Below are 19,755 nucleotides of genomic sequence, written 5' to 3' on the forward strand. Positions count from 1 at the left end.
CATAACCATTAGCATGCACCACAAAACTATTATTACATTTTGTATACTTTTTGCTTGCTTTTCATTTTTAAGTAGAGCTCAAAATGACACCATTTGGTTTGATCAAGATTGGAATGAAACGTCAAAATATTATGCCGAGTTTTTTAGACCTCAACCAAAACTAAAAAACGGCAAATATCTAATCAAAGATTATTATATTAACGGTCAACTTCAAATGAAAGGCCTTTCTATTCGGCAAGACTCTACTTTTTTTGACGGCTTAGTTACTCATTATTACAAATCTGGGGAAACGAAAAGCACAGTCCAATTTAAAAACGGTAAACCTCATGGAAAAGCCACGCAATATTTTGAAAATGGAAGTATCAGCTTGATTGTACCTTATAATGATGGTGTAGAACATGGAACATACAAAGCTTATCATAAAAATGGAAACCTTCGAGGACGTATTGATTTGAAAAATAATATTAGAGATGGTTTGTATGAAGAGTATTATGAAAATGGAAACAAAAGAGCATTTATAATTTATAAAGATGGAAAAGTAAATGGTGATTTTATAGAATACTTCGAAAATGGAAACATAAGGTATGCTGCATATCAAATTAATAATATGTTACAAGGCGTTGTCAAAGTCTATGATTTCGACGGAAAATTAAATACTCAAGGACAATTTATTGATAATAAAAAAGAAGGATTGTGGACTTCATTTGGAGGAGACGAATATATAATTAAAAGAAATTATAAAGATGATATTTTAAACGGCAATCTTTATTATGAATCAACTAAAACCGAATCATCAATTGTATATTATTACAAAGGAAATGGCACCTATAAAAATGGTAAATTAATTGCTTGGGATTTAAGAAGGGCATATTTAGATGATTATACCCTTTATAGGTCTATGACCATGGAAAACAATAAAACCATTTGGAAAAATTATGACGATAAAGAGCAATTAGAATCCAAAGTAATCTATAATGAAGACGGCATAGAAGACGGAAGTTGGCTTTTTTATTACCCAAACTCTAAAGTAAAGCACCATGTAAACTTCTTAGCTGAAGATTGTTTAGATAGAGAACTAAATTATGCTGAAGTTGAAGACGTTGAAGAAACAGTAATAGAATCAGCCCAAAGTTACGAGATAGAGACCTCAAAGGAAAAGCCTACCATACCAAAAACCTACCTCCCCAACCTTCTTCTAGAGCAAGAATCTTTCAGCTTAGAATACAAGTGTAAAGCATCAGCATATGGCGATTACTTACAATTTGATAGTAATGGTAATCCTATACTTAAAACCACATTTGAAAATGGACAATTGAAAGGTGATGTAATTCTATTTGATCAAAACAATAAGAAATCGCTGTTTTCAACTGAAAATCATTCTGACACATTATCCAAACTAGTGATTTTAACACCTATTAAAACAGAAGATTACGTAAAAATTGACTATTCTGATATTGAACCAAATCCATTTGAAATGATTGTATATTACAGTAACGATTATGGAGAAACTAAATTTAAACGAGTCGTTGTTCATCCCCTTTTAAACAAGTGGATTTCTAATTTACCTGTAAATTCAGAGTTTTATATTAATATCCAAAATTCTCTAAATACAATAGAGGACTTAAATTTTTCTTCAGAAAATTTCCCGAGGCAATTGTATTATCATACAGAAAATTATAAGGAGAGTTCAAATAATTAAGATCATAAACTTCAGCTCTCAATTAGGCTTTTACATTTATATTTCAAAACAAACGATTCTAGTAAATTTTATAATTCGATTATCTTTTCTCTAGAAAATTACGTAGCTTTAAAATAAAAACACTATGATTACTAAACGCATAAGTCTTATCATGGCATGCTTTATAATTGCTATCACGTGTGTCTATATTTTTACTATAGGCACTACCCCAGATTTTAAAATTTCAGGAGCTGCTAAAAGTCTAGATATTTGGTCGCAAGAACGTGCCTATCCAAGTGGAGACATCCCAACATCGAAATATCTTAATGCATTTAGTGATAAAATACAGGCTCGAAGATCATCGCAAGTTGCTGGTGAATGGGAAAGTTTAGGGCCACAAAATATTGGCGGCCGTACACTTTGCTTAGCATTTCACCCAACAGATCCAGATATTATTTTTGCTGGTGCAGCAAGTGGTGGCTTATGGAAAACGACAACACAAGGTGTTGGTATCAATGCTTGGGAATATATAGAAACAGGATTCCCAGTATTAGGAGTTGCCAGTATCGCCATCGACCCTAATAATGCCGACACGATGTACATTGGCACTGGTGAAGTCTATGGTTCTGGTCTTGCTCAACCAGGAACAGAAAACAGATTAACACGTGGATCGTTTGGTATAGGCGTTTTAAAATCAATCGACGGAGGATCTACTTGGTCACATGTACTAATTTTTGACCAAGATGATATCAAAGGCGTTTCTGACCTTGCAATCAATCCTGATAACTCATCAGTAGTTTTAGCTGCCACTAGTGATGGATTATATAGAAGTGAAAATTCGGGTAATTCATGGACCCTCGTTTTAAACCAACCTCATTGTATTGATATAGAAATAGATTGGAATAATCCAAATAACGTTTATGTGTCTCAAGGAAATCTTAATACGATTTTATCACCTGATTCATGTGGAATATTTAAATCTACAAATGGAGGAAGCTCATTTGTTGAGCTCACAGATCCAGGAAATTTAGTATCTGCCTGGTCTGGAAATGCTAAACTAGAAATAGACCCTGTAAATTCTAATGTTGTGTACGCATCAATATATGATGCGCAAACCACAAGTAGCACGACAAACGCTGGCTTATTCAAATCTGTTAATGGTGGAAATACTTGGTCCAATATCAACAATCAAAACATTGCTCGTTTTCAAGGTTGGTATTCTCATGATATAGCCGTCAATCCAAATAATGTTACTGAAATTATGAGTGTTGGTATTGACGCATGGAAATCGACACTTTCTGGAACCCTATTTATTAAACAGTCTGATTGGATGGCTTGGCCCTTTGGTGAAATCTCTATTGATACTCCAGAAGGTGGTGATAATTATATTCACGGCGATATACATGCAGTGTATTACCATCCTCTTGTCCCTAACAAGGTTTTTTTCGCATCTGATGGTGGAGTATTTTCATCATCTGATGGCGGTGACACCTTTACGACGCATAATGGCGGATTGCAAACCACACAATTTTATGCAGATATGTCTAGCGCATCTTCAAATCCAAATTTTTGTATTGCGGGAGCACAAGACAATGCTAGTTACATTTATAATGGGACACCATCATGGTCTCGAGTAATTGGTGGTGATGGTATGACAACTGCTGTTAATAGCGATAATAATCAAATTGTTTATGGCTCAGCACAAGGTTTATATATATTAAGATCGGATAATGGTGGAGAGACGTTCTCTGTTAGAAGACCGATTATTGATAATGATGATTATACGGCGTTTTCTGCACCTTATGTATTGGCGCCATCAGATAATAATATCGTATATGCAGGATCAAGAAAGCTATATAGTTCAGGTAATGGAGGAGACAGCTGGCTTCCAGTATCCTCTGAAGTTGATGACACTAATGTAATCGTAAAAATAGCAGTATCACCTACCAATGCTAATGTCTTGTATGTTGCAACTAGTAAAATACCGCTAACGGTATCATTCCAATCACCAAAGCTTTTTAAATCTGTTAATGGTGGAGCTACATTTACAGAAATGAATGGACTTCCTGACCGAGTTATAAAAGATATAGAATTTGATCCTAATGAGGAAAATACAGTCTATATTACATTTTCTGGTTTTGGAAGCAATCATGTTTACAAAACGATAAATGGAGGAAATACATGGATTTCAATAGATAATGGCCTTCCAGATTTGCCAACAAATACGGTCTTAATTGATCCATCAGATTCTAATCACGTTTACATTGGAAATGATCTAGGCATGCATTTTTCAGCAGATGGAGGAAATACATGGGAAGATTTTAGCGAAGGCTTACCAGAAGCCGTTATGGTATATGATTTAAACTTGTCTCCAGCTAATAGTAAAGTTAGAATTGCAACACATGGACATGGCATTTATGAAAGAAGTTTAGCAAGTACACTTAATGTAGAATCATTTGAAATTAGCACTACCAATTTTGACATATATCCTAACCCTTCTCAGCATACTGATGTATTATATATACGTATTAATTCTAAAAACCTATTGAGTAACATTCAATTAAACCTTTATAATACATTGGGACAGAAAATAAAAACGATTTTTGATGGAGATGTAAATATCGGACAGAATTCTATATCATGGCCAATTGATCATAATACACCGGCTGGGAATTATTTTTTAGCTTTAGAACATCAGGAACAGAAGCTATCTAAACAAGTGATAATTAATTAACAAGCTCTATTTAAAGACAAAAATAGACGATATAACGATTTATTCATTAGATGAAATAGATTTTTACTACATTCGTTGAGCTATTAATCAGATAAAAAAACCCAAATGTTAAAAAAAACTGGTCTACTTGCATGTCTTGCATGTCTTATTTTTGCATGTAACAATGATGATGATTTAGTTGCAGCTTGCGATGCTGTGCTAAATGTTTCAGCCAATACTATTTCAAACAATACCGCAACTATCTCATGGGATGATCCTAATACTGTTGGATCATACATCTTAGAATATGGTGTTTCTGGCTTCGCACTTGGAAGTGGCACTACAATTTCAGTAACAAACACGTTTACAGAACTCACCGGACTTAATGCAAATACAAGTTATGATATCTATGTACAAACAATTTGTTCTGAATCTAATGTGAGTATGAACACCAGTGTATATAGCTTTACGACATTGGCTCCACCTGTTGTACCCGAATTTAGAACAATGCTTTCAGAATTGAATTTATTTGTTGGAGATTTAGAAAATTTAACTGTTTCGCCGTACGCTTTTGAATATGATTTAAATACACCATTGTTTTCAGATTATGCACATAAACAACGTTTTATTGTATTGCCTGAAGGTGAAAAAATGACTTATGATGGTGATGGATTACCTTTGTATCCAGACAATACACTAATAGCAAAAACATTTTATTACAATTTAGATGAACGTGATGAATCATTGGGGCAACATATTATAGAAACAAGAATTTTAATTAAAATTAATGGTGTTTGGGAAACTGGAGACTACAAATGGAATGATGACCAAACAGATGCTATTTTAGATTTAAATGGTAGTTTTGTTCCTGTCACATGGATAGATGCTAATGGCGAAACAAATTCTATCAATTACTCGATACCTTCCGACTTACAATGCTTTACCTGCCATAGAACAGGCGAAGTAAAAAAACCAATAGGACCAAGACTTAGATCTCTAAACTTTAATATTAATGGTGTTAATCAATTACAACAATTAATTGATAGCGAATTACTAGAAGGTATATCTGATGCATCAACGGTTAGTGTGTTGCCAAATTGGGAAGACGCCATTAATTACACACTAGAAGAACGTGCAAGAGCTTATCTTGATATGAACTGTGCACATTGCCATACCGAAGGTGGTATTTGCGAATCTCCATCCTCTTTAAGATTGGATTATGAGACTAGTTTAAATGATTCTGATCTTGTAAATAGAAAAAATAGTATAATTAATAGATTGACTTCAGATTTTCAACCTGGATTCACAATGCCATGGATTGGCACGACTATTCATCATGATGAAGGTATTGAACTCGTTTTAGAATATCTAGACACCTTTGAATAAAAATTTATTTTTATAATTCTAAGACCACTCGAAAGAGTGGTTTTTTTATTTTATTGAGTTATTATTTATTACGTTAAAATACTATTAAAACCTTAAGATATGTTTTCTACACTCTCTTATATTTCTTAATTTGGGACACTAATTTTAAACTCAACCACATTGAAACACATTTCGATTAAACTACTTCTCGTAGTTTCAGTATGTTTTGTTGCTTTATCTTGTTCTACAACAAAAAAAGCTAGTAAGTCTAAAACAGCTACTACTGCAACAAAACCTCCAGCAAAAAAGCCTGGAAAAAATGACCCAAAACCTTATAACAAAGTTATTACAAAAGACGCCAAAAGTGACGAAGGACTTTTTACGGTCCACACTTTAGACGACAAGTATTATTATGAAATCCCAGACTCTCTCTTTGATAGAGAGATGCTTATGGTTACTCGTATTTCTAAAACTGCAAGCGGTTTAGGCTTTGGTGGAGGAAAACAAAACGAGCAAGTATTACGTTGGCAAAAGAAAGGAAAGAAAGTTGTTCTACGTGTTGTATCTTATAATGTTGTAGCTGCAGACTCGCTTCCTGTTAACGAAGCAGTTGCAAATTCAAATTTTGAGCCTGTATTGTACACTTTTCCTATAAAAGCATATAGCAAAGATTCAACAAGTACAGTGATTGATGCCACTCCATTATTTCAAAAAGATGTAAAGTCACTTGGTTTACCTCAATTTAGAAGACGTCCTTTTAAAGTAACTCGCCTTGAAAGTGATAAATCATTTATTGAAAACATAAAAAGTTACCCTAGAAATATTGAAGCAAGACATGTAAAAACTTATGCTGCTGGCTCACCTCCTTCTAATTTCAGTACAGGTAGTATTTCAATCGAAATTAATAATTCTATGATTTTACTTCCTGAAAACCCTATGAAACGTCGCTATTTTGATGAACGTGTTGGTTGGTTTGCTAGAAGTCAAACCGATTATGGTTTAGGAGATCAGAAAAGCAAGTCATTAACCTTTTTAGATCGTTGGAGACTAGAGGTTAAAGATGAAGATATAGCAAAATTCAAAAGAGGCGAATTAGTCGTTCCTAAAAAACAAATTGTTTACTACATTGATAGAGCAACACCAAAAAAATGGCGTAAATATATCAAGCAAGGGATTGAAGATTGGCAAGTCGCTTTTGAAGCTGCTGGATTCAAAGATGCTATTATTGCTAAAGATCCACCAACAGTAGAAGAAGATCCTGAATGGACACCTGAAGATGTGCGTTATTCTGTAGTTCGTTACTTAGCGTCTCCAATACCTAATGCAAATGGGCCTCATGTGAGTGACCCAAGAACTGGTGAAATTTTAGAAAGTGACATCAACTGGTACCATAACGTGATGTCATTACTTCGTGGATGGTTCTTTGTGCAAACAGCTGCAATTAATCCAGATGCACAAAGTCCGCAATTTAAAGATGAAGTTATGGGACGCTTGATACGTTTTGTATCTGCTCATGAAGTTGGACACACATTAGGACTACCTCATAACATGGGAAGCAGTGTTGCTTATAAAGTTGAAGATTTAAGAAATGCTGAATTTACTCAAAAGTATGGTACAGCACCTTCAATTATGGATTATGCCCGATTTAATTATGTCGCACAACCAGGTGACGAAGGTGTAGCCTTAATGCCAAACATTGGTGTATATGACAAGTATGCGATTTCATGGGGTTATAGACCAATTTTAGGAAAAACAGCAGAGGAAGAAAAGCCAATTCTTAATCAATGGATTATGAAACATGCAGGAGATCCTATGTATCGCTTTGGACACCAACAAGTAGGTGATGTTCACGATCCTAGTTCTCAAACAGAAGATTTAGGTGATGACGCCATGCTTGCTAGTGACTATGGAATTAAAAACTTAAAGCGTATTGTTCCTAATCTTATTAATTGGACTACGGAAGCAGGAGAAGACTATGATGATTTGCAAGAAATGTATGGTCATGTATTATCTCAATTCAGACGCTATATGGGACACGTATCAAATAATATTGGAGGTGTATACGAACACTATAAAGCTGCAGATCAACCAGGTGCTGTGTATACCGTTGTTCCAAAAGAACATCAAAAACGCGCGATGAAATTTATTCAGGAACATTTATTTACAACACCTGATTGGTTGATTGATAAAACTATTTTTGATCGTATCGAGTACTCAGGTTCTGTGGACCGTATTCGTGGGTTACAAGTAAGAACATTAAATAATATTATGAGTTTAGGTAAAATGCAACGTTTAACCGAAGCCGAAACTTTTAATGGTACTGATGCCTACTCCTTAACAGAAATGATGAGAGACATGCGTCAAGGCATTTGGAGTGAATTACGTACTGGCAAAAAAATTGGCACCTACAGACGTAACTTGCAACGCGCGCACATTGATCGACTAGCTTATTTAATGACTGCAAAAAATCAACGTAAGGCACCAGCTTTTGGAGGCTATCAAAAATCAACTGCTGTAAATACGAGTCAGTCAGATATTAGAGCTGTTGTGAGAGCAGAATTAAAAACATTGCGCAGCCAATTAAGATCTGCTCGTGGCGCAGATGCTATGAGTAGAATTCATATTGCTGATGCACTAGAACGCATCGACGCCATATTAAATCCTAATGGATAATATTTAATAAAATTAAATGAATTAAAAAAAGCTTCAGAAAAATCTGGAGCTTTTTTATTTAAGCACATTAGTAATTTCGTTTCGATAATCATCAAATTCTATCAAATTATTATGACTTCCTCCTTCTATGGTCACAAACTTTGTATTGCCTGTAGGTGCAACATGGAATAATTTTTCTGCAGAAGAATACGGTACGACATTATCCTCTGTTCCATGAAATATTGTAATTGGGCAATTCAATTTTTTGATATATTCATTAGATGGAAATTGATATTTCAACAGAGAAGCAACAGGAAATATAGGGAACCGATGCTTTGCGACATCGAGAATGCTATAATACGGTGTTTCTAAGATTAATTGCTTCGGCTGATGGTTTGAGGCTAAATAGGTTGCTATTCCAGTTCCTAGCGATCGTCCATAGAATGTAATATCACTTTTAGAGTAGTGTTTCAAAAGATAATCATAACAATATTGAGCATCATCATAAAGCGCTTGCTCACTCAACTTACCCTTACTTTTTCCATAGGTACGATAATCCATAATAAAAACATCGTAATCTTGAGCAACAAAAAATTCGGCAATAGTACCCCAACGACTTAAATCACCTGCATTTCCATGAAAATATAAAATTACACCTTTAGGGTTTTCGACTTTAAAATGTAGCGCGTTAATACTCACATTTTCACTAGGTTTCAAGAACACTTCCTCAAACGAATAATTAAATTCGTATTGGTAATCTTGCTCCAAAACCGTTGGAAGAAATAGTATTTTTTCTTGTAAAAAATAAAGTGATGCGCCTATCATAACATATAAAAACAAAAGGATTTTAAACCCTTTTTTAAGCTTTTTTCTTAGTGGGTTTTGAACTGTGGATGACATTGATACTTGTAGTTTCTAAATCGATGGTTTTGGGAGTTTTATTCAAAATATCATCTAGCATTAGATGATACGATTCAAAATTATTGAGATTTTTATGTCCACCACCAATCACGGTATGTAGCTTGGTTAATTTTGGATTTACCTTCGATAATTTTAAGCTCGTTTTAAATGGAATTAACTTATCATGTGTTCCATGAATAATGTGTATTGGACATTGTACATATTTTAACCATTTATAGGTTGGAAGCGGGTATTTCATCAGCAAAGACAATGGCATAAAAGGTGCGTAACGTGCGGTAACTTTTGTCAGACTGTAGTAAGGTGCATCAAGGATAAGCATTTTAGGCTGATTCATGGATGCTAACTTTGCTGCAAAACCAGAACCAAGGGAACGTCCATAAAGAATAATTCGATCTTCAGTAGTTTGCTCTTTTACCTTATTGTAAACCAGTTGCAAATCACGTTTTATAGCTTTTTGAGAGCGTCGACCAGTGCTTTTTCCGAAGCCGCGATAATCCACCATCAACACATTATAGCCATGCCTTGTAAAATCAACAGCAAATTTTCCCCAACCTTTAATACTTTTCGAATTTCCTTTGAGGTAAATCACCACACCTTTGCTTTCACCTTTCGGAAAAAATCGCAATCCATTAATAATTGCCCCATCACGTGTTTCTAAATTATACTCTTTTGTCTCTTGATTCTCATAGGCGAACTGAAAGTCGGTAGGTAACTTTTCAGGCTTAAACAACATGTAATCTTGTAAATAATACAAGGCGATACTAATTGCGACATAAATAGCAAGAATAGTAATGATAATGGATAACCAATACGACATAAAACAAATTTGTTTTAACAAGATATAAAATTAAAACGAAAAGGCTCTAGTATGAACCTAGAGCCTTTAACATTTGCAATTGATTATATTTTATAAGCCCAATACCTTTGTGCCTTGTTCAAAAACCACATCTACAGGTATACTAGCCTCACTTAAGCGATCTAAATCGGCTTGTAACTCTGCAGAAATAACGCCTTTTTCAGCAACTAACTGAGCAACACCATCATAGTCTCCATTACCTTGTAAGGTTAGAATAAGGCTAGACAAATCTCGCATTGCAGTTTCCATTTTATCGAAATTCACTTTGTAAGTTCCATCTGCATTTCTTGTAAATGCACCTTTCTCTTTAAAGAAATTAAAACGAATCATATTCGCCTTTCCATGTGCTGAAGACGCACCAAAACGCACTGAGCGGAAAATTCCAGCCATAAAGGTTACCATATTATCCTTTATATCATCGGTTAATTCTCCTTTAGCATTCAGTTGCTGAATCATGTATAAACCTAGAATATCTGCTTTTCCTTCTTCTAAAGCACTAGAGTGTTCCTTTAAAGCAGTTCTTACAGTTCCTTTACCGTTAATTGTATTTTTAATTCCTAAACCATGAGCCACCTCATGAAACATGGTATTAGAGAAAAAGGCATCAAAAGTGATATGTTTTCGCTGACTCTCATCAATTAATACTTTAGAGATAGGCACTAAAATCTTATCAAACTTAGCACGCATAGCATTTTTAAGTTGTAAACGACGTGTTCCTTTTTGCAATTGCACCTCTTCATCATTAGGCAAGTTAATAGCAATGGTTTTACTTCCCGAATTACAGTCGCCTGCATAATATACAACATCATAAGCATTAAGATCACTATCAGTTCCTGGTGTTTCCTTTTTGTAAGCCTCATCAACTGGTAATCCGCGTTGCAATTCTGGCAAATATGCACTAAACTTTGCTAAGCGCTCACTCCATTCCTGATCTTTAATTAACACATACCCTTCATGTGCAGCTTTATTACCAAACAATTGATCTTCATAAGTTTCAATTGGTCCAATAACTATATCAAGTGTATTATTTTTCATATCCATCCAAGCCAAATCACTTGGTTGATAATTATCATCTAACAATGCTTGGGCTCTTAATTCTAAATAATTTTTAAGTCCAGCATCTTCAGCCAATTCAGAAGCTTTCAATAGTAGTTGCGACACTTCTTTTAGTTTACTTTCAAACTGCTTGTGATAAGGAATTGAATACAGTTTTCCGTTATCATCACGACGTACAAAATTGTAAATACTCGATTTATTCTCAATATCAGCAGCTTCAAATTCTGCTTTTGTCATATCCTTAGGATAGAAATTAGCACCAGCAGGTTTAGGACCAATACCATCTACAAAAGATGCATTACCATCTAAACGATCCCATGGGCCATAATTAATCTCAACAAATCGCTTTGTATCGTCGTCTGAAATAGACTTTAGCAATTCACTTTTATCTCCATAGGATTCATACCAGAACAAGTCGTTCATTATATTTGCTGCTTCAATTAAATACGGCAACATTTGACGTTCTTTTTCAGTTAATACTGAAAGATCTGCAGTTAATTTAAAGCTGGTATACTTACTCAAGTTTTTTTCCATAATGCTCGTGTCAACTTTAGGCGTTTCATCTTCGGTTACGACCTCTTTTTTATCTGATTTACAAGCATAAAACAAGGTGGTTACAATCAATACTATTAGTGATTTTTTCATTTGAAAATAGTGTTTTTTTAAATTCACCCAAAGTTAGCAATTTTGAACATTAATTCAACCATTTCAGAAACACATCTGCAAAAGGGTCTTGATCAAGAACCGTATAATAAAATAGTGCGCCGAGCCAACCATGGAATAATCCTAAAACATAAAGGTTTTTTGATTTCAGATAAATATAACCATAAACTAGTGCCAAAATAAATGTGCCTACTAAGAGCCAAATAGATGGATAGTGTACCAAAGAAAATAATATTGCAGTCATCAAAATGACGCTGGATTTTTTCAATTGAATTGCTTTTAAGGTACTCAAATTACTTGCAACCAAACCAATAGTAAGAAACTGCTGGATGGTTCCCCAAATAGGATAAGTAATTAATAATGGGAAAATATGCCATGTTAAATTTATACTATTTTGAATATAGCCTATAATAAAAAATGATATCACAGATACGACAGCAAAAGGAAGCATTAGTTTTAAAACTGGTTTAAAGTTATCTCGTCTAAACCCCCAATCAGATAAGACCTGTTTATCTTTTTTATGACGATACCAAACATAGAATGACCATGATAAAATTGCAATCACCACATACGGCAAACGCCAATTTAAATGATCCATAAAGATAAACTTCCCCACACCTGTTAATACTACAGCTAATATTTCAAGACCCCTTACTTTATCTGATATAGGTCTTGTTAAACTAAAATTTGAAAAGTCGGAAAGATATGATGTAAGTTTTGATTTCATAATAACACTTTTTTAGATTTAAAACCCTTCAGGCTTTAACACCTGAAAGGTTTTGGGTCACCAACCAACCCATCATCAAAACAAAAAAATCATATAGACGATAATTCCTTCAGCAATTCCTGTGATGATGCTCATTCCTAAAATATCTTTGATTTTACTTCTTAAAAAGAATACAATACTCAAGATTGCCATAATGGCTGCTAATAATATTTCGAGTGCGCCGATTTGAGTCAGCAAATAGGTAATTCCAGTAAAGGCAGCTGTTATCCCAGCTGTTATGAGGCAAAATTTTATAATTTCATCTTTAGAGTAATTACCTTCTTTAAAGCCGTTTCTTAAATCTCTAAGAATAGACAAGACAAACAATAAAGGCACAACAGATAAAAATGGAGCAAAGATAACTTTAATGCCTTTTTCAATTCTCAGGTTGAAATGCATAAAAAATGCAATAGCAGTAAAGGCTAACAAACCTGTAACAATGATAGATTGAAATGTAAACAACAATTCACGCTTGTTGGCATTTGTTCTTGGTTTCGGAGGTTGTACAATTGGATTCATAATATTTATTTTTTTGATGATTTTATGTTATTTAATTACTTAAGCAGTTAGAAAAAACACGTGTATTGCTAATGAGAGTAAAACACCGCTTAAAATTCCGTTAACTCTCAAATTGTTGTACAAAATGTAATTAAGCACATAACTACTAATAGTTGTAGAATTGATGAGATGAGCAAAAATGAGGCGATCTTCTAATTTTTGACCAGTAATCCATTCGATAAGTTGCATACTTATAAGGCCAATAGCTATGGTTATAATTAGTAATACTGTTGCTGGCTTTTGATGTTTCAGTTTATATTCATCTGTATTTTGAGGTAAATAATGCTCTATCAACACAAAACGCACAAAAAACAATAGTGGAATTGGAAATAGAATTGACGCAATAATTTTAATAACATCTTTTAATGTCTTAATATCATCATATCCTAAAAACACCAAATACATAAATACAATTACAGAAACACTTGTCGTAACAATAAAAGCTGTATTTACCTTTTTGAGTTGCATGCTAAAAACCAGTTGAGATTGAATTAGTCATGGTTCGACTTGCTAACTGACTTACACAATGATTATATGCTTCTATTATCTCATTTTGAATCTGCTTAGAAAACACTATAAGAGTACATATAGCTACTATAAATAGTGTGATTTTAAAAGACTGTTGCATAACTATTTTGTTTTGTTGATTACATGACAAATGTGCGACAGTTAAGTTGGTTAAAAAACACACATTTAAATAAAAACTGATGATTATATTTGCAACATTATCCTTATATTAGTTAATTATTCTACTATAATCACTAATTAACTGACGATAAAATGACAGATTTAAATGCTATTGTGTCTACATTTTCCCGGGAAGACGAGCAACAGTTTATCAACTATCTTGAGCGAAAAAACAAAAGAAATGACACTAAAAACATTCAATTATTTAAGCTTTTAGTTGACAATGAATTGTCGTCAAAAGATATATCTAAACATATTTATGGGTCGTACAAAAAAGATGCCTATCATGCATTACGGAAACGACTCTATCAATCTTTAATAGACTTTATAGCCAATAACAATCTTGAAGAAGAAAATTCGGTCGATATGCAAATCATAAAATACATATTAGCCTCGCGAACCTTTTTATTTCATAAAAAACCGAAAATCGCCTATCATATTTTAGATAAAGCAGAACGACTAGCTCAAGAACATCATTTATTTCCAATTTTAAATGAGATTTACCATACTAAGATTCAATATGCTTATTTAAATCCTTCAGTAGATATCAATAATTTGATTAGCAATTTCCGAAGCAATCAAAAACAACATTTTATTGAAGAGGAACTTAATTTAGTGTATGCAAAAATCAGACAAACTTTAAGTGATATCACTTACCAAGGAAAGGTGATCGATTTCAAAACCCTACTATACCAAACGCTTAACGAACACAATATAGATTTATCAGAATCCTTGTCTTTTAAATCCTTATATCAATTAATAACCATAGTAAGCTTGTCTGCCTTCGTAACGAATGATTATTTAAGAATCGAACCCTTTTTAATTGAAACTTACCAAAAAATTATTGACCACAAAACCAAAGACAAACAACTGGTTCATCATATTAAAGTGGTTTACCTCATCGCGAATACATTATTTAGAAACAAGAAATTTACAGCATCATTAAACTACCTAGAAGAGATGCACGAATTAATGCAACTACAACGAAGAAAATACTATTCTACATTCAAACTTAAATACCATTTACTTAAAGCTTTAAATCTCAATTATAGCAACCAACAAGAAAAGGCCATTCAATTATTAGAACGCGTTAAACAAACAAAACATACCGACCTTGAGTCGCTATTAGATATTCATTTAGCTTTAGTGATGTTTTATATGCAGAAACAAGACTTTAAAAGTGCTAAAAGTATCTTCTCTAAGTTTTATCATACTGATAAATATTACATTCAAAAAGCGGGAAAAGAATGGATAATAAAAAAGAATTTGGCCGAAATCATTTTATTTATAGAATTAGATGAACTCGATCTTGTAGAATCTAGGCTACTGAGTTTCAAGCGCTCGTATTTTGATTATTTAAGACAGATAGACCAAGAAAGAGCAATTATTTTTATAAATTTGGTTCATTCTTATTTTAAAAATCCCGAGAAGGTAACTTCCACCGATTTTAAAACTAAGGTAGAAAACGCATTTATTTGGGTTGACGAAAAGCAAGAGGATATTTTTGTAATGAGTTTTTATGCTTGGTTAAAAAGCAAAATGGAATCAAAACCATTGTATACCACAACGATAGGACTTATCAAAAAAGCTCAAACTGTTAATTAGACGTTAAATTTATTTAGCTCTTTAAACCAATCACAACTAATGCTGTCCTATGAATATCAATTAAAAAATTGAATTCTATTAAATTAAACAAATCGTATTATGAAAAAACTAATCTTAATCGCTGTAGCATTTATAAGTTTACAAGCTGTAGCGCAAGACAAACACAAAGGAGACAGAAGATCTAAAGCTGAACACATGAAAAACATGTCTGCTGAAGATCAAGCCACTATCATTACAAAAAAAATGACCTTAGCACTAGATTTAAATGAAAAGCAGCAATCTCAAGTCAAAGAAGTAATGCTTGAAGAAGCCAACTTCAGAAAACAAAAAATGAAGGAAAAAGAACTAATGAGGGATGCTAAGAAAACTAAGAGCTCTGTTAAGATTGAAAATGTAAAAGAAATAGACCCTAAAGCAATAAATAATAGACTAGATCGCAAAATTGAAGTTAAGAAAAAGATGAAATCTATTTTATCTGAAGAGCAATATAATAAGTGGGAAAAAATGCAAGTGAGACGTCATGGACAAATGAAACAAAAAGTAAAAACTAAACACTAGTTTTACTAGATTAAATCATATTAAAAGCATCGTTTTTTTCAATCGATGCTTTTTTTTATGATAAAAATGGTTAATTTTAAAAACTTATTTGATTTATAATATCGAAACACAATGAAAAAACTAATTACACTTTGCCTGTTTGCGCTAGCTTTATTATTAAACTCGCAATTCACTTTTGCTCAAAACACTTTAGAAATAAACGCACAAGCTAACACCAAAACTAAAGAACTAAGAAAGGTCATTAAATTTGATCGTGAGTTGATGCAAGATGTATATAAAGCTTACCAAGATTATGGTATTGCATATAAAAAAATAAGTAACAATATTGCTAGTAATACAGAACGTTTAGAAAAGATAAACAAAGCTTTAGACGAACGATTAAAAAATATACTTCCTGAAGAACAATATGTATCTTATCTCAAACATTTTAGAGACAGATAATAACGAGATTATAAAATAAAAAAGCGGCTTTAATCAAGTCGCTTTTTTATTTTATAAGGTTTGAGCCACTTTCTCAACAGCTCTTATTGTTTCATCTAAATCTTCATAAGTTAAGGCATCTGTTATGAACCAAGTTTCAAACGCACTTGGTGCAATATACACTCCCTCCTGAAGCATTCCATGAAAAAAAGCTTTGAATCTATCATTATTGCCTTGGGTTGCCGTTTCAAAATCTTTTACTTCATCTTTGGCAAAATGAATCGACATCATTGATCCTTTTCGATTTATAGTATGCACTATATTATGTTTAACCAAAACTTCGACACAGCCTTTATGCAAATACGCTGTTTTTTCAGCAAGTCGTTCAAAAAGAGATACATCCGTTTCAATTGCCGTAAGCATAGCTAACCCAGCAGCCATTGCTAAAGGATTTCCACTTAAAGTACCTGCCTGATACACACTTCCTAAAGGCGCCAAATGATTCATAATTTCATTACGTGCAGCAAATGCACCAACAGGCAAACCTCCACCAATAACTTTTCCAAAACAAACAATATCGGCATTAATATTATAAAGCTCTTGCGCACCACCTTTAGCAAGTCTAAACCCTGTCATGACCTCATCAAAAATAAGCAGAATGCCATGAGCGTCACATAAATCTCTTAGTTGCTGCAGAAAATCATCCTTAGGTGGAATACATCCCATATTTCCTGGTACTGGCTCAACAATAACACATGCAATTTGATTTGAATTAGCAGCCACTAGAGCTTCCACATTAGCGATATCATTGAATTTTGCCAACAAGGTATCCTTTGCAGTTCCTTGAGTAACACCTGGACTATTTGGACTTCCAAAAGTAACAGCTCCACTTCCAGCCTGTATTAAAAAAGCATCACTATGTCCATGATAACACCCAGCAAACTTTATAATTTTATCTTTCCCCGTGTAACCTCTTGCTAATCGAACAGCACTCATACATGCCTCAGTTCCTGAGTTTACAAATCTAATTTTATCAACGTTAGGCACCATTGAAACTGCTAACTCGGCAATTTTAGTTTCAATTTCTGTTGGCATTCCAAAAGACGTCCCTCTTTTCGTCGTTTCTATCACAGCATTCACTACTGGCTCGTATGCATGACCTAATAACATTGGGCCCCAAGAATTAATATAATCTATAAACCGATTACCATCTTCATCATATACATAAGCACCTTTAGCCGATTTTGCAAAAATAGGTGTTCCTCCAACTGCTTTAAAAGCACGAACAGGTGAATTCACACCGCCAGGAATAACAGTTTCTGCCGCTTTGAACAATGCACTACTACGCTGATATAACATATTAATTGGATTTTATAATTAGAATTTGCCCCAATGACAAATCATTGGATTTTAATTTATTGATACGTTTCAATTCGTCAACAGTCGTATTGTATGTTTTTGAAAGCGAATACAAGGTATCTCCCTTTACGACTTTATGGCTAATTGCATGAGTATTTTCGGATGAATCTTTTGTATTTGAGCGTTTTCCTAGCACCATATCATCATACTCATCAAGCTTGTATCGTTCAATTAAACTAATCAACTTTTGAGGGTATTTTCGATCGGTCGCATAACCAGCTGCCCTCAATCCTTTTGCCCAACCTTTATAATCGTTAGGTCTCAATTTGAACAATTTAGAATAACGACCACGAGTTGTCAAGAATGAAGAATGATCCTCAAATGAGGTAAAAGCATTACTATACTTTCGAAAACATTCTTGAGATTTATCATCATCATGATAGATTTTTTTACCAGTCCAACCATGACATTTAATTCCGAAATGATTATTGGCCTTAACAGCGAGTCTACCCTTACCTGAGCCCGACTCTAAGATACCTTGTGCCAATGTAATACTTGCAGGAATTTTAGATTTCCGCATTTCATCCATCGCGATGGCATTATACTTTAATATGTATATCTCAGTAGCATTAAGAGCACTATTCTTAGGCACTTCAACAGTTTCAATTTTAGTTTCGGTTTCTGAGACAGGTTCTGTCTTCACGTCTACCCTTTCAGTTTGCTGTTTAGTTTTAGTCTTTTTGGTCACAATTTTTTGTTTCGAACCACAACTAAAAATTAAGGCACATATTGATAATAGGCTCACTATTTTTTTCATAAATCTTAAACGATTAAAGGCTTATTTTGTTGTTTCAATTTAGCATTCATTCCATCAATACCCTGTAACCCACCAGTATGAATTGCTAATATTTTTGAATGCTTCGGAAAATAACTTTTGACAATTAAATCATAAATACCAAACATCATTTTACCAGTGTAAATGGGATCTAGTGGAATATTATGTTTACGCTTAAATTGATTCATAAACCTTATTAATTCTTCATTTATTTTTGCATAACCTCCAAAGTGATAATCGGTAACTAATTCCCAATTCTTTAGGGTTGCAAATTTAGCGATTTCTTCTTTCAAAAAATCACCTTTCAATGCAGGAAAACCAATAATTTTTTGATGCGGCAAAGCAGCATTAATCAAACCAGATATTGTACCACCTGTTCCAACCGAGCAACAAATAAAATCGTATTTTGAATCTGCTTCAGAAAGTATTTCTGTACAACCTTTGACCGCTAAAGTATTTGTACCTCCTTCTGGAATTATGTAAAAATCCCCAAATTCATTTCCTAAACCTTTGACAAAAAAAGGTTTTTGTTTTTGTTTAAAAAGAGTTCGTGAAATAAATTTTAGCCTCATTCCACATTGCTGTGCAAAACGCAAGGTAGGATTATCATGAATTTTTGAAATTAACTCCTCTCCCCTTATAACACCAATAGTTTCAAAACCGTATTCTATCCCTACCGAAGCAACGGCAGCGATATGATTTGAAAAAGCTCCACCAAAGGTCAATAAGGTATTTTTTCCTTGGTTTCTAGCTTCAAGCAAATTGTATTTTAGTTTGCGATATTTATTACCTGAAATATAGTCATGCATCAAATACTCTGGCTTTATATCAACCTGATTATCAACACTTAAATTCCTTTGGTCTTTAAATTTTAACATTTGGTCGAATATAACAACTGTTATTCCAAAAAAAAAGTTAAAAAAAGTATATTTATATTAGAATTTGTATGCATTATTAAGAACCAACAAACCAAATGCTATAGTTCTAAAACGAGTCCCCACATTTCGTCAACCTTTTCCTACGCTCAAATCATGTCAAATAATGATTTGATTTTGTTATACTT

General features: G+C 33.4%; 16 protein-coding genes. 7 read left to right on the forward strand and 9 right to left on the reverse strand.

The window, feature by feature from the left end; translation table 11 throughout:
- Positions 1-13: 13 nt before the first annotated feature.
- From ACTU6T_RS03335 to ACTU6T_RS03350, 4 genes are all read left to right on the forward strand, one after another.
- The gene (locus ACTU6T_RS03335) at positions 14-1,699 is read left to right on the forward strand and encodes a toxin-antitoxin system YwqK family antitoxin (RefSeq protein ID WP_460219844.1); all 1,686 of its coding nucleotides are present in this window, start codon (positions 14-16) and stop codon (positions 1,697-1,699) included.
- A gap of 124 nt (positions 1,700-1,823) precedes the next feature.
- Positions 1,824-4,412 (forward strand): T9SS type A sorting domain-containing protein, encoded by a 2,589-nt coding sequence (locus tag ACTU6T_RS03340; RefSeq protein ID WP_460219845.1) that lies wholly within the window; start codon positions 1,824-1,826, stop codon positions 4,410-4,412.
- A 105-nt stretch (positions 4,413-4,517) separates the two neighbouring features.
- Entirely contained in the window at positions 4,518-5,777 is a 1,260-nt protein-coding gene (locus ACTU6T_RS03345; protein ID WP_460219846.1) for a fibronectin type III domain-containing protein, read from the forward strand.
- Between the two features lie 168 nt (positions 5,778-5,945).
- Entirely contained in the window at positions 5,946-8,429 is a 2,484-nt protein-coding gene (locus ACTU6T_RS03350; RefSeq protein WP_460220737.1) for a zinc-dependent metalloprotease, read from the forward strand.
- Between the two features lie 54 nt (positions 8,430-8,483).
- Here the strand turns inward: ACTU6T_RS03350 and ACTU6T_RS03355 are convergent, their stop codons facing one another.
- The 6 genes from ACTU6T_RS03355 to ACTU6T_RS03380 all read right to left on the reverse strand — a co-directional run bounded on the left by ACTU6T_RS03355 (position 8,484) and on the right by ACTU6T_RS03380 (position 13,696).
- On the reverse strand, positions 8,484-9,308 hold the full coding sequence (locus ACTU6T_RS03355; RefSeq protein WP_460219847.1) for an alpha/beta hydrolase: 825 nt from the start codon (positions 9,306-9,308) through the stop codon (positions 8,484-8,486).
- Entirely contained in the window at positions 9,268-10,146 is an 879-nt protein-coding gene (locus tag ACTU6T_RS03360; protein ID WP_460219848.1) for an alpha/beta hydrolase, read from the reverse strand. The genes ACTU6T_RS03355 and ACTU6T_RS03360 overlap by 41 nt, the downstream gene beginning before the upstream one ends.
- A gap of 90 nt (positions 10,147-10,236) precedes the next feature.
- Positions 10,237-11,886 (reverse strand): dipeptidyl-peptidase 3 family protein, encoded by a 1,650-nt coding sequence (locus tag ACTU6T_RS03365; RefSeq protein ID WP_460219849.1) that lies wholly within the window; start codon positions 11,884-11,886, stop codon positions 10,237-10,239.
- Between the two features lie 49 nt (positions 11,887-11,935).
- Positions 11,936-12,631, reverse strand: coding sequence for a CPBP family intramembrane glutamic endopeptidase (locus ACTU6T_RS03370; RefSeq protein WP_460219850.1), 696 nt, complete (start codon positions 12,629-12,631; stop codon positions 11,936-11,938).
- A gap of 75 nt (positions 12,632-12,706) precedes the next feature.
- Positions 12,707-13,189 carry a hypothetical protein gene (locus ACTU6T_RS03375; protein ID WP_460219851.1) on the reverse strand — a complete coding sequence of 161 codons (483 nt, stop codon included), beginning with the start codon at positions 13,187-13,189 and terminating at the stop codon, positions 12,707-12,709.
- Between the two features lie 39 nt (positions 13,190-13,228).
- Positions 13,229-13,696 carry a hypothetical protein gene (locus tag ACTU6T_RS03380; RefSeq protein ID WP_460219852.1) on the reverse strand — a complete coding sequence of 156 codons (468 nt, stop codon included), beginning with the start codon at positions 13,694-13,696 and terminating at the stop codon, positions 13,229-13,231.
- Between the two features lie 312 nt (positions 13,697-14,008).
- On the opposite strand from ACTU6T_RS03380, the gene ACTU6T_RS03385 reads away from it, so the two are divergent.
- The 3 genes from ACTU6T_RS03385 to ACTU6T_RS03395 all read left to right on the forward strand — a co-directional run bounded on the left by ACTU6T_RS03385 (position 14,009) and on the right by ACTU6T_RS03395 (position 16,519).
- Positions 14,009-15,520, forward strand: a complete 1,512-nt coding sequence (locus ACTU6T_RS03385) for a hypothetical protein (RefSeq protein ID WP_460219853.1) — start codon at positions 14,009-14,011, stop codon at positions 15,518-15,520.
- A gap of 99 nt (positions 15,521-15,619) precedes the next feature.
- The gene (locus ACTU6T_RS03390; protein ID WP_460219854.1) at positions 15,620-16,078 is read left to right on the forward strand and encodes a hypothetical protein; all 459 of its coding nucleotides are present in this window, start codon (positions 15,620-15,622) and stop codon (positions 16,076-16,078) included.
- 111 nt (positions 16,079-16,189) lie between these two features.
- Complete coding sequence (locus ACTU6T_RS03395) at positions 16,190-16,519, forward strand: hypothetical protein (RefSeq protein ID WP_460219855.1); 330 nt, start codon at positions 16,190-16,192, stop codon at positions 16,517-16,519.
- Between the two features lie 51 nt (positions 16,520-16,570).
- On the opposite strand, the gene hemL is transcribed toward ACTU6T_RS03395, so the two are convergent.
- The 3 genes from hemL to ACTU6T_RS03410 form a co-directional block, all read right to left on the reverse strand.
- Positions 16,571-17,857 carry a glutamate-1-semialdehyde 2,1-aminomutase gene (hemL, locus tag ACTU6T_RS03400; protein ID WP_460219856.1) on the reverse strand — a complete coding sequence of 429 codons (1,287 nt, stop codon included), beginning with the start codon at positions 17,855-17,857 and terminating at the stop codon, positions 16,571-16,573.
- Between the two features lies 1 nt (position 17,858).
- Entirely contained in the window at positions 17,859-18,605 is a 747-nt protein-coding gene (locus ACTU6T_RS03405) for a glucosaminidase domain-containing protein (protein WP_460219857.1), read from the reverse strand.
- Between the two features lie 74 nt (positions 18,606-18,679).
- Positions 18,680-19,570: a 1-aminocyclopropane-1-carboxylate deaminase/D-cysteine desulfhydrase gene (locus tag ACTU6T_RS03410; RefSeq protein WP_460219858.1), complete on the reverse strand. Its 891-nt coding sequence runs from the start codon at positions 19,568-19,570 to the stop codon at positions 18,680-18,682.
- Between the last annotated feature and the right edge of the window lie 185 nt (positions 19,571-19,755).

The sequence above is a fragment of the Psychroserpens citreus genome (assembly GCF_055686305.1).

Excerpts from the sequence above, each read along its gene's own strand:
- ACTU6T_RS03355 (WP_460219847.1), bottom strand. The coding sequence starts at position 9,308 with ATGTCATCCACAGTTCAAAACCCACTAAGAAAAAAGCTTAAAAAAGGG.
- ACTU6T_RS03345 (WP_460219846.1), top strand. The coding sequence starts at position 4,518 with ATGTTAAAAAAAACTGGTCTACTTGCATGTCTTGCATGTCTTATTTTT.
- ACTU6T_RS03395 (WP_460219855.1), top strand. The coding sequence starts at position 16,190 with ATGAAAAAACTAATTACACTTTGCCTGTTTGCGCTAGCTTTATTATTA.
- ACTU6T_RS03360 (WP_460219848.1), bottom strand. The coding sequence starts at position 10,146 with ATGTCGTATTGGTTATCCATTATCATTACTATTCTTGCTATTTATGTC.
- ACTU6T_RS03370 (WP_460219850.1), bottom strand. The coding sequence starts at position 12,631 with ATGAAATCAAAACTTACATCATATCTTTCCGACTTTTCAAATTTTAGT.
- ACTU6T_RS03390 (WP_460219854.1), top strand. The coding sequence starts at position 15,620 with ATGAAAAAACTAATCTTAATCGCTGTAGCATTTATAAGTTTACAAGCT.
- ACTU6T_RS03335 (WP_460219844.1), top strand. The coding sequence starts at position 14 with ATGCACCACAAAACTATTATTACATTTTGTATACTTTTTGCTTGCTTT.
- ACTU6T_RS03385 (WP_460219853.1), top strand. The coding sequence starts at position 14,009 with ATGACAGATTTAAATGCTATTGTGTCTACATTTTCCCGGGAAGACGAG.
- ACTU6T_RS03380 (WP_460219852.1), bottom strand. The coding sequence starts at position 13,696 with ATGCAACTCAAAAAGGTAAATACAGCTTTTATTGTTACGACAAGTGTT.
- ACTU6T_RS03365 (WP_460219849.1), bottom strand. The coding sequence starts at position 11,886 with ATGAAAAAATCACTAATAGTATTGATTGTAACCACCTTGTTTTATGCT.
- ACTU6T_RS03410 (WP_460219858.1), bottom strand. The coding sequence starts at position 19,570 with ATGTTAAAATTTAAAGACCAAAGGAATTTAAGTGTTGATAATCAGGTT.
- ACTU6T_RS03340 (WP_460219845.1), top strand. The coding sequence starts at position 1,824 with ATGATTACTAAACGCATAAGTCTTATCATGGCATGCTTTATAATTGCT.
- hemL (WP_460219856.1), bottom strand. The coding sequence starts at position 17,857 with ATGTTATATCAGCGTAGTAGTGCATTGTTCAAAGCGGCAGAAACTGTT.
- ACTU6T_RS03375 (WP_460219851.1), bottom strand. The coding sequence starts at position 13,189 with ATGAATCCAATTGTACAACCTCCGAAACCAAGAACAAATGCCAACAAG.